The organism is Nonomuraea ceibae, assembly GCF_019396325.1.
Lineage (GTDB): Bacteria > Actinomycetota > Actinomycetes > Streptosporangiales > Streptosporangiaceae > Nonomuraea > Nonomuraea ceibae.
Genome location: NZ_JAHKRO010000211.1, coordinates 1 through 7,632, shown reverse-complemented (window position 1 = coordinate 7,632; position 7,632 = coordinate 1). Strand labels below are relative to the sequence as shown.

The 7,632-nt window shown below is 72.9% G+C and carries 9 protein-coding genes; 2 read left to right on the top strand and 7 right to left on the bottom strand.

From position 1 onward, the window contains the following. Positions 1–132: 132 nt before the first annotated feature. Genes KME80_RS48980 through KME80_RS48955 form a run of 6 tightly spaced genes read right to left on the bottom strand, consistent with a single transcriptional unit; the run spans position 133 to position 4,703 of the window. The gene (locus KME80_RS48980) at positions 133–738 is read right to left on the bottom strand and encodes an SIMPL domain-containing protein (protein WP_219519630.1); all 606 of its coding nucleotides are present in this window, start codon (positions 736–738) and stop codon (positions 133–135) included. Positions 739–779: 41 nt separating this feature from the next. Then, positions 780–2,129, bottom strand: coding sequence for an alpha/beta fold hydrolase (locus tag KME80_RS48975; RefSeq protein WP_219519622.1), 1,350 nt, complete (start codon positions 2,127–2,129; stop codon positions 780–782). A 25-nt stretch (positions 2,130–2,154) separates the two neighbouring features. Next, complete coding sequence (gene pspAB / locus KME80_RS48970; protein WP_219519620.1) at positions 2,155–2,712, bottom strand: PspA-associated protein PspAB; 558 nt, start codon at positions 2,710–2,712, stop codon at positions 2,155–2,157. Positions 2,713–2,717: 5 nt separating this feature from the next. Then, positions 2,718–3,617, bottom strand: coding sequence for a zinc metalloprotease HtpX (htpX, locus tag KME80_RS48965; protein WP_219519617.1), 900 nt, complete (start codon positions 3,615–3,617; stop codon positions 2,718–2,720). Between the two features lie 4 nt (positions 3,618–3,621). Next, entirely contained in the window at positions 3,622–3,900 is a 279-nt protein-coding gene (pspAA, locus tag KME80_RS48960) for a PspA-associated protein PspAA (RefSeq protein WP_219519616.1), read from the bottom strand. Further along, complete coding sequence (locus KME80_RS48955; RefSeq protein WP_219519612.1) at positions 3,897–4,703, bottom strand: PspA/IM30 family protein; 807 nt, start codon at positions 4,701–4,703, stop codon at positions 3,897–3,899. The genes pspAA and KME80_RS48955 overlap by 4 nt, the downstream gene beginning before the upstream one ends. A 126-nt stretch (positions 4,704–4,829) precedes the next feature. Between KME80_RS48955 and KME80_RS48950 the strand changes: the two genes are divergently transcribed. Beyond that, positions 4,830–5,441: a DUF3043 domain-containing protein gene (locus tag KME80_RS48950; protein WP_308126266.1), complete on the top strand. Its 612-nt coding sequence runs from the start codon at positions 4,830–4,832 to the stop codon at positions 5,439–5,441. Position 5,442: 1 nt separating this feature from the next. Here the strand turns inward: KME80_RS48950 and KME80_RS48945 are convergent, their stop codons facing one another. Continuing rightward, positions 5,443–6,399 (bottom strand): SMI1/KNR4 family protein, encoded by a 957-nt coding sequence (locus tag KME80_RS48945; RefSeq protein WP_219519610.1) that lies wholly within the window; start codon positions 6,397–6,399, stop codon positions 5,443–5,445. A gap of 90 nt (positions 6,400–6,489) precedes the next feature. Between KME80_RS48945 and KME80_RS48940 the strand changes: the two genes are divergently transcribed. Continuing rightward, positions 6,490–7,491: an aldo/keto reductase family protein gene (locus KME80_RS48940; RefSeq protein WP_219519607.1), complete on the top strand. Its 1,002-nt coding sequence runs from the start codon at positions 6,490–6,492 to the stop codon at positions 7,489–7,491. Positions 7,492–7,632 lie beyond the last annotated feature (141 nt).

Here is a 7,632-nt window from a genome sequence, read left to right as displayed (position 1 = left end):
CACGTGATCGTCCAAGTAGACATAGAGTGCGGTCAGAAGGGCGTCCAAGTCTGTCTTCACACACCGACCATGGACGCCCTTCGTCACGCCCGCAGCCGATCACCAAATTTCACATCAGCGATCTAGCCCCGGCTAGGACGCCTGGTCGCCGAAGGCGTGCACCACCCGCACAGTGACGGTCAGGCCCTGCTGCCCGGGGCTGACCGAGCCCTGCTCGGCGGCCGCGGCCAGCCGCATCGGCTGCGGCCCCCGCTCCACCTCCTCGCTCACCGCGACGACCCCGCCCAGGGGCCGTCCGGCGAGCTCGGCGTACTGGGCGGCCTTGGCCCGGGCGTCGGCGAACGCCGCCGCCCTGGCCTCCCTGAGCACGGCGGCCGGGTCGGAGACCTCGAAGACCACGCCGTGCAGCCTGGCCTCCTCGCCCACCCGGGCGACGGTGTCGATGACCTCGTCGGCCCGGGACAGGTCGCGGATCACGGCCTCGACGCCCTGCGCCGCCCGGTAGGCCGACACCTTCGGGTACGCCTCGTACTCCGGGCCGAGCGACAGCTCGGTGGTGCGCAGGTCGCGCTCGGCGATCCCGGCCTGCCGCAGCGCCTCGGCGAGCCTGCTCGCGGCGGCCCTGGCCCCGGCGAAGGACTCGGCGGCCGTCTGCCGGCGCACCTCGACCCCGGCCTGCAGCCGCATGACGTCCGGCACGGCCGCGACCGTGCCCTCTCCGACGACGGTGATGTCCACCCTTGCCCCTTTCCCGAGGGCCATGCCGACCACACTAGCCTTCAGACGGCGTCGGCGATCGCGGGCAGCACGTTCAGGTGCACGCGCAGCCGCGTGACAGGCAGCCGGACGAGCCTGCCGTTCAGCTCCTCCACCAGCCTGGCGCCGCGGGCGCGCCCGCTGACGAGCACGGTCACCGGCACGTCGGGGAAGGCGTGCTCGGCACGGATGAGACGCAGGTCGGCGGCCATGTCGCGGCGCGCCAGCCACTCCCCCGCGGCGGCGGCGAGCACCCGGCCCTGGCTGTAGAGGCCGTGGGCGTCGGCGGTCCCGCAGAGCAGCCGGTGGAGCGCCGGGCCGGTGAGGCGGGCCAGCGCCGCCGCGCCCCAGGTGCCGCCCAGCGCGGGCAGCCAGCGGCCGAGCGCCCTGCCGGGCGAGGACGTGCCCCGCCGGCCCCGGGGCGCCGCCGCGGGGTCGACGAGGACGAGCGCCGACACGCGCAGCGGGTGCAGCCGGGCGAACGCCTCGGCGTGCCAGGCGGCGGCCCGGTGCGCGACGACCGTGACCCGTTCGGGGTGCTCGGGGGCCAGCGCCGCCAGCCGTGCCGCCTCGCCGTGCAGCGTGGGCGGCACCGGGGAGGCGGGGCTGAGCCCCAGCCCCGGCCGGTCGAACCTGATCACCGTACGGGTGCGGGCCAGCTCCCTGGCGACGCCGTCCCAGTGGCACCAGGCCGCCGAGGGGCCCCCGGCGATCAGCACGGCCGGTCCCCGGCCCTGGCGGACCACGTGCGGCAGGGCGGGCGCCGGGACGGGCACGTCCGCGACGAGCAGCCGCAGCGCCGCGTACACCAGCCAGGCGGCCACGACGAGGAGCTGAAAGCGCTGCGCCAGCCCGGCCAGGTGCCCGGAGGCCAGGGCGGCGGCGGTGACGAGCGTGGAGGCGACGGTCAGGCCGGTGAGGACCCAGGCGGGCCAGGTGCGCCAGCGGGCGGCCAGGAGCGCCATCGCGGCCGGTGCGGCGACGGCCGCGAGGAAACCGGTCACGACGTGCGCGTGGTGGGCGGGCGTCAGCGGGCCGCGCCCGCACGCCGGGGAGCTCAGCGCGGCGCAGTCGAGCGGGAACAGCCCCCCGGCGGCCGTCAGCGCGCCGAACGCGGCCAGCGCCAGCCAGCCGGGCCACTCACGGCCGGCCCTCGGCATCAGCGCCACCCCGGCCAGGCAGGCCAGCCCCGCCAGCGCGTCGCTGGTGCGGAACAGGCGCGTCCACGGCTGGTCGCGGGCCGCCAGCTCGCTCACGTAGCCGTGCGCGCGGTCGACCGCCGGCGTGGTGAACTGGCCGGTGATCCACGCGGAGTACAGCACGGCGGTCACGATGAACGCGGAAGCCGCGAGCACGTACAATCTTCGCTCCACGTGATGATTACATCACCGAGCGCACTCAAAGGCCCGGAGCGCCCCAGACCGGGAACCAGCGGCCGAGGTCCTCCTCCAGCGGCAGCTCCCCCGCCAGCGCGCCTCTGACCTGCAGCTCCAGCGCGTTGTCGCGACGGTCCCCGCCCAGCGGGGCGAACGGGTAGAAGGTGCCGCGCTTGTAGAGGTAGACGACGGCCAGCCGCCTGCCGCCGGGATCGGCGAACGACACCAGCGAGCACAGCAGCGACGGGCCGAACCCGGCCGACTCCAGCGACGAGTTGACCGCGTGCAGCTCGGTGACCAGGTCGCCGAGCAGGTCGGGCGCGCGCCGCACCAGCAGCCAGGTGTAGCCGTAGCCGTCGTCGGACTCCTCGACCCGGCCGCCGAGCAGCGCCTTGACGTCCTGTTCGAGCCGGGCGAACGCGCCGCCCTCGGCCGCGCGGAAGGCCACCGAGCCGAGCCCGGTGGGCGCCAGCCCCGTGGCCGCCTGCAGCGTCACGGCCGCCGACGGCAGCGCGAACAGCGCGTCCAGGTCGGGCTTGGCCGGCTTGGAACGGCCCAGGATCGCATCGAGCCAGCCCATCGTCGTCAGCCCCTCCCGAGCTGCGCGGAGATCCGCGCGAGCTGCTCCAGCCGCCGCTCCAGCGGCGGGTGCGTGGAGAACAGGTTGGCCAGCGTCTCCCCCTTGGCGAGCGCCGGGGCGAAGTAGAAGGCGTTGAACGGCTCGGCCTCGCGCAGGTCGCGGGTCGGGATCCTGGCCATCTCGCCGGACACCTTGGTCAGCGCGCTGGCCAGCGCCGACGGCTGCTGCGTGAGCAGGGCGCCGGCCCGGTCGGCCGACAGCTCACGGTAGCGCGACAGGGCACGGGTGAGGACGAAGCTGATCGCGTACACGAGAACCGAGACCAGCATGACGATCAGGCCGATGGGCAGGCCGCCCTGGCCGTTCTGGCGGCGGCCGCCGAGGCCCGTGTAGAGGGCGACGCGCGTCATGAGCCCGGCGACGATGCCGAGGAACGAGGCGATCGTCATCACCGCCACGTCGCGGTGCGCGACGTGGGACAGCTCGTGGGCCAGCACGCCCTCCAGCTCGCGCGGCTCCAGGCGGCGCAGGATGCCGGTCGTCACGCACACGACCGCCTTCTTCTGGTTGCGGCCGGTGGCGAAGGCGTTGGGCACGTCCGACTGGGCGACGGCGACGCGCGGCTTGGGCATGTCGGCCAGCGCGCACAGCCGGTCGATCAGGCCGTGGAGCTCGGGGGCCTCCTGGGGCGAGACCTCCCGCCCGTGCATCGCGTAAAGGGCGATGCGGTCGGACAGGAAGTACTGCGCGAGCAGCAGGACCCCCGCGATCACCAGCACGGTCAGCGCCCGCACGCCCAAGGCGACGAGGACGCCGACGAACACCACGTAGAGCAGGCCGAGCAGGAACATCGTCACGACCATGCGGCGGGTCAGGCCGCGGTCGGCCGCGAACCGGGTGCGCACGGGCTCAGCCCGGGATGAGGCCCTGGTCGCCCAGCATCTCCCGGACTTCCTCGATCGAGGCGTCCGCGGGGGGAAGGATCAGCTCTGACGGCTCAAGGCTGTCGTCGGGAAGCGCCTTGCCCACGTGGCGCACCTTGTCGAGCAGGGCGTGCAGCTTGACCCGGAAGGCCTTCTGGTCGTCGGCGTCGATGGCCGCCTCGAGCTCGGTGTCGAGCTCGTTGAGCACGGCGATGTCGTCGGCCGAGATCTCCACCTGGCCCTCGCCCATGATCCTGACGATCATGCGCCCTCCCCTGGCTGGCGCAGCTGCTGCGTCTGCTGGTTGGGCTGCTGCTGCTGAGGCTGCTGCTGCTGCCCCTGCTCGATGGCGCCCTGCGGGGCCGGGCCCTGGCCGAGCTCGGCCTTCATCCGGGCCAGCTCCAGCTCGACGTCCATGCCGCCGCCCATGCGGTCGAGCTCGGCCTGGATGTCGTCACCGCGGGTGCCGCTGAAGTCGTCGAGCGCGCCCGAGGCGAGCAGCTCGTCGATGGCGCCGGCGCGGGCCTGCATCTGGGCCGTCTTGTCCTCGGCACGCTGGATCGCCAGGCCGACGTCGCCCATCTCCTCGGAGATGCCGGAGAACGCCTCGTTGATGCGGGTCTGCGCCTCGGCCGCGGTGTAGGTCGCCTTGATGGTCTCCTTCTTGGTGCGGAAGGAGTCGACCTTGGCCTGCAGCCGCTGGGAGGCCGTGGTGAGCTTCTCCTCCTCGGCCTGCAGGTTGTCATGCTGCACGCGCAGATCCGCGATCTGCGACTGCAGGCCGGAGCGGCGCGACAGCGCCTCACGGGCGAGGTCCTCGCGCCCCACCGACAGCGCCTTGCGGCCCTGCTCCTCAAGCCTCTTGCCCTGCTGCTCCAGACCGTTGATCTGGAGCTCCACACGCTTGCGAGAGGTGGCGACGTCCGCCACGCCACGACGCACCTTCTGCAGCAGCTCCAGCTGCCGCTGGTAGGAGTAGTCGAGGGTCTCGCGTGGATCCTCCATCTTGTCCAGGGCCTTGTTGGCCTTGGACTTGAAGATCATCGAAAGTCTCTTCATCACGCTCATGCGCGTCGGCCGTCCCCTTCTTAGGTCGTGCTGTCGTTCACCCACTGCAGCGCAGCCGCCTTGGGATTACCCTACGCATAACGCACGAGGGCGTCACTAAGTTGCACTCCAGGTAGGGTTGACGTCGTGTTGCGACGCCGTTCCCAAACCTCCGTGGACGACACCCCCGTCCCCGTTGACGATCCTAAGCCCCAAGGTAAGGGTCGTCCCACACCCAAGCGCCGAGATGCCGAAGGCAGGCGGCGCCAGCTGGTCAGCGCGCCGAAGGACCGCAAGGAGGCCTATCGGCAGATGCGCGCCAAGCAGGCCGCCGAGCGCGACCGGGCCCGGCGCGGCATGCTGGCCGGTGACGAGCGCTACTTCCCGGCCCGTGACAAGGGGCCGGCGCGCAAGTTCGCCCGCGACTGGGTCGACTCCCGCCGCCTCCCGAGCCAGTACTTCCTGCCCTTCTCGCTACTGATCCTGCTGGCGACCTGGGTGCCGTGGCCTCCGGCCGTCCGCGTCCAGGTGCTCAACGCGGTGATCGTGTTCGGCTGGCCGATCATGATGATCGGCGTCGTCTTCACCTCCGTCTACGTGGCGTGGAAGGTGAAGAAGGAGGTCGCGGCCAAGCTGCCCAACGAGAGCCTCAAGGGCGTGGGCTTCTACGCGGCGATGCGGGCGCTGCAGATCCGCAAGCTGCGCTTCCCGCCGCCCCAGCTGCTGCCGGGCGGCAAGCCGGTGCCGCCCAAGAAGTAGCTCAACGGGCGCGGGTCCACCGCAGGACGCCGCCCTTGACGACCGGGCGGCGGCCGTCGACCGGGGCGCCCGTCTCCAGGGCGGCGGCGACCTCGCGCATCAGCGCGTAGTAGGACGGCCGGTCACCGGCCGCGGCCGCTCGCCCCGTCACGCCCTCCCGCCCCGCCGCGCCGTCCCGCCTGGCGGCGGTGACGAGCGTGTGGCCGCCGCGCCCCGGTCTGAGCCCGAACGGGACCAGCCCGCGGTGGCGGCCCTCGGCGTCGCGCGCGCACCTGGCCCGCCAGGCGTCCCTGATCTCCCGGACGCGCAGGTTGACCGCGCCGCCGAACCCGAAGCCCCGCGCGCCGTCGTGGCGCAGCAGCGAGGCCCTCAGGTCGTCGGGGAACTCCAGCCCTGTCTGCGCCTCGGCGACCGCGATCGTGCGCGCCCTGCCGGGACGGCCGAGCCCCGCGTAGGTCTTCGGCGCGTTCGTGCTCAGCCAGCGCTCGATGCGCCGCCACTGCCGGTTGACGGCCCGCTTCACCTGCGGGTCCAGCGGGCGCACCGTCACCACAGGGTGCCCGGGATCGCACGGCTGCGGCGCCGCGCTCCCCTGCCTCGAGGGCAGGGCATGCGGCTCCGGCGGCTCCGTGAGGAACTCCGCCGGCGGCTCGGCCCGCTCCGTCGCGGCGTCGCGTACGGGAGAGCCGCCGGGCGAGGACGCCTCACGCGCGGGCTGCCCCGGCCACAGGCCCGTCCCGAGGAGCGCCAGCGCGGCCACGACGGCCACCGTGGCCGCCACTGTGCCCGCCACGAGCGCGCTCGGCCGCCCCAGGCCCGGCCGACGGCGCGGGCGCGGCGCGGGGAGGGCGTCGGGGGCGGGCGGCTTGGTGCGTGGCAGGCGGGCGCGACGGCGCAGCCGCACGGCGATCGCCGCCAGGACGGCGGCGGTGAGCGCCGCCCGGAGGAGATTGGGCACCGGCCGACCCTATCGCCCCGCACCGACGGATGATCTCCCCTCCGCGCCCCTGGTGACCGTGATGCCGGGACAACCCCTAAGGTCGGATGTATGGAATTCCGTCACCTCGGCCGCAGCGGTCTCCTGGTCAGCGAGATCAGCTACGGCAACTGGCTCACCCACGGCTCCCAGGTCGAGGAGGACGCCGCCAAGCAGTGCGTGCAGGCGGCTCTCGACGAGGGGATCACCACGTTCGACACCGCCGACGTCTACGCGGGGACGAAGGCGGAGGAGGTGCTCGGCAGGGCGCTCAAGGGCGTCCGCAGGGAGTCCCTGGAGATCTTCACCAAGGTCTACTGGCCGACGGGCGAGGGCCCGAACGACCGCGGCCTGTCGCGCAAGCACATCACCGAGTCGATCAACGGCTCGCTGCGCCGCCTGCAGACCGACTACGTCGACCTCTACCAGGCGCACCGCTACGACTACGAGACGCCGCTGGAGGAGACGCTCAAGACCTTCGACGACCTGGTGCGCCAGGGCAAGGTCCTGTACGTGGGCGTCAGCGAGTGGACCGCCGGCCAGATCGCCGACGCGCTCAGGATCGCCGACGAGATGGGCTTCGACCGGATCGTGTCCAACCAGCCGCAGTACTCGATGCTGTGGCGGGTCATCGAGTCGGAGATCGTGCCGCTGAGCGAGCGTGAGGGCGTCAGCCAGATCGTCTGGTCGCCGATCGCGCAGGGCGTGCTCACCGGCAAGTACCTGCCGGGCCAGGCCCCGCCCGAGGGCTCGCGCGCCACGGACACGGCCGGCGGCAGCGGCATGATCGCCCGGTTCATGAACGACGACGTGCTGGCCCGCGTGCAGGAGCTCAAGCCGATCGCCGCCGACCTGGGCCTGACGATGGCGCAGCTCGCGGTCGCCTGGGTCCTGCAGAACCCGAACGTGGCCAGCGCCATCGTCGGCGCCTCCCGTCCCGAGCAGGTGCGCGACAACGTCAAGGCCGCCGGCGTCAAGCTCGACGCCGAGGTGATGAAGCGGATCGACGACGTGGTGGCGCCCATCATGGAGCGCGACCCGGCCAAGACCGCCAGCCCGCCCAAGCGCCCCTAGTCACGCGCGTAACGAAAACCCCTTGAGCGGCGTACGCGCTCAAGGGGTTTCTCCATTCCGGCGGTTATTGCTGGCGCAATGACAGACCCGTGTACTCGACCCGGTCCTCGTCGAGCAGGGCTACCTGCTCGACGCCCGATT

Excerpts from the sequence above, each read along its gene's own strand:
- pspAA (WP_219519616.1), bottom strand. The coding sequence starts at position 3,900 with ATGATCGTCAGGATCATGGGCGAGGGCCAGGTGGAGATCTCGGCCGAC.
- pspAB (WP_219519620.1), bottom strand. The coding sequence starts at position 2,712 with ATGGGCTGGCTCGATGCGATCCTGGGCCGTTCCAAGCCGGCCAAGCCC.
- KME80_RS48940 (WP_219519607.1), top strand. The coding sequence starts at position 6,490 with ATGGAATTCCGTCACCTCGGCCGCAGCGGTCTCCTGGTCAGCGAGATC.
- KME80_RS48955 (WP_219519612.1), bottom strand. The coding sequence starts at position 4,703 with ATGAGCGTGATGAAGAGACTTTCGATGATCTTCAAGTCCAAGGCCAAC.